This is a genomic window from Priestia sp. BR_2, assembly GCF_041954005.1.
GTDB lineage: Bacteria > Bacillota > Bacilli > Paenibacillales > Paenibacillaceae > Paenibacillus_AQ > Paenibacillus_AQ lautus_A.
The window spans coordinates 1-1,536 of record NZ_JAVFHM010000025.1 but is presented as its reverse complement, the minus strand read 5'-3'; the positions used below and the strand labels follow the sequence as shown (position 1 = coordinate 1,536).

The 1,536-nt window shown below is 37.0% G+C and carries 1 protein-coding gene; it reads right to left on the bottom strand.

Annotated elements, in window-relative coordinates:
• Positions 1 to 1,400 (bottom strand): sigma-54 interaction domain-containing protein (locus RB298_RS00280; protein ID WP_486045172.1); only part of this gene is annotated, 1,400 nt, incomplete at its 3' end.
• Positions 1,401 to 1,536: the final 136 nt, after the last annotated feature.

Here is a 1,536-nt window from a genome sequence, read left to right as displayed (position 1 = left end):
ATACCTAATTCTTTCGCTGCTTGCCGGAGTGATGAACAATGTTGAATAGTTTCTTTAACGAGCCGCTGTTCAAACTTCTCCACTTTCTTTTTTAGAGGTAAATAGTCACATTTTTCATCTTCATTATAAGTATGAAAAGGTAAATGATGGGCTTCAATTGTTTCACCAGGAATAGACACAATCATATTCTCAACCATATTTCGAAGCTCTCTTACATTTCCCGGCCATTGGTACGCTTCTAGCATTTGCTTCGCTTTATTTGATATGCGCTTTTGGACGTAATACAAGCTGCAAAAGTAGGAAACGTAATGATCAACCAGTAAACCAATATCCTCTTTACGTTGAGATAAATGCGGAAGGGTGATTTCAACTACCTTTAAACGATAGTATAAATCTTCACGGAACCTCCCCTTTTTAATAAGCTCTCCTAGATGTTGATTTGTTGCCGAAATGATTCGTATATCGATACTTTTTGTTTTAGTTCCTCCAATTTTCTGTACCTGCTTTTCCTGTAACACTCGAAGCAGTTTTACTTGCAAGGAAATCGGCATTTCACCAATTTCATCAAGCATCAAGGTTCCACCATCAGCGAGTTCTAACAGTCCTATTTTCCCTTCTGTTCGAGCGCCAGTAAAAGCTCCCTTTTCATAGCCGAATAACTCTGATTCTAGCAACGGTTCAGGAATGGCTCCGCAGTTCACTTTAATGAATGGCTGATTGTTTCTATCGCTTGAATCATGAATAAGATTAGCGACTACTTCTTTTCCCGATCCTGAGGGACCTGATAGAAGAATACTTGTAGGAAACGGAGCTACTCGTTTGGCTTGCTGATAAACCAAGTTCATCCTATTGCTTTGAAACACTAGGGGCTGTTCCGACCCATTAACTTTTACAGCGTATTTATTTGCATTCATATGTGAAAACTCTTTTACCTTTAACAGCTCTTTTTTAACTGCGTTTAACTGTGTAATATCCTGTACAGTGGTAACAACGAGCTCTATTTCACCTTGTTTGTTAAACACTGGATTTCCTGTTACCATAACGTCTCTTCCGCTTGAAATCGTTTGCATAATAGAGCGCCGCTTTTTTTCTTCTAACACAAGCAGGGAAACAGATTGATCAATATATCCTTCATCTATAACGGTTTGCATATGCTTTCCTAATACGTTTTGTTTATTGGTTCCTGTGATTTTTTCATAAGCTTCATTTACATATATCGTTATTCCCTTTTTATTTACTACATATATTCCATCCGTAGAGAATTCAATGATGGTCTGTAACGTTTCGTTCGTCAAATCTTTTTTTTCTTTAAAAGAAGTCATTGTTTCGTATTCCTTTCCTATGGTGAATTTCTGCCAATATACGGTGAAACTTTTCACCACTATCCATTCAATGTACAATAGGCTTTTTCCTTCTAAATGCGGTGAATTTTTTCAGCACTTGGTTATAAGAACCAAGGAAAACTGCGCTAATATTTGCTTTTCAAATACTGGCATAAAAATTGCAGTCTAGTATGTTGAAAGAATAGGAAAGAGT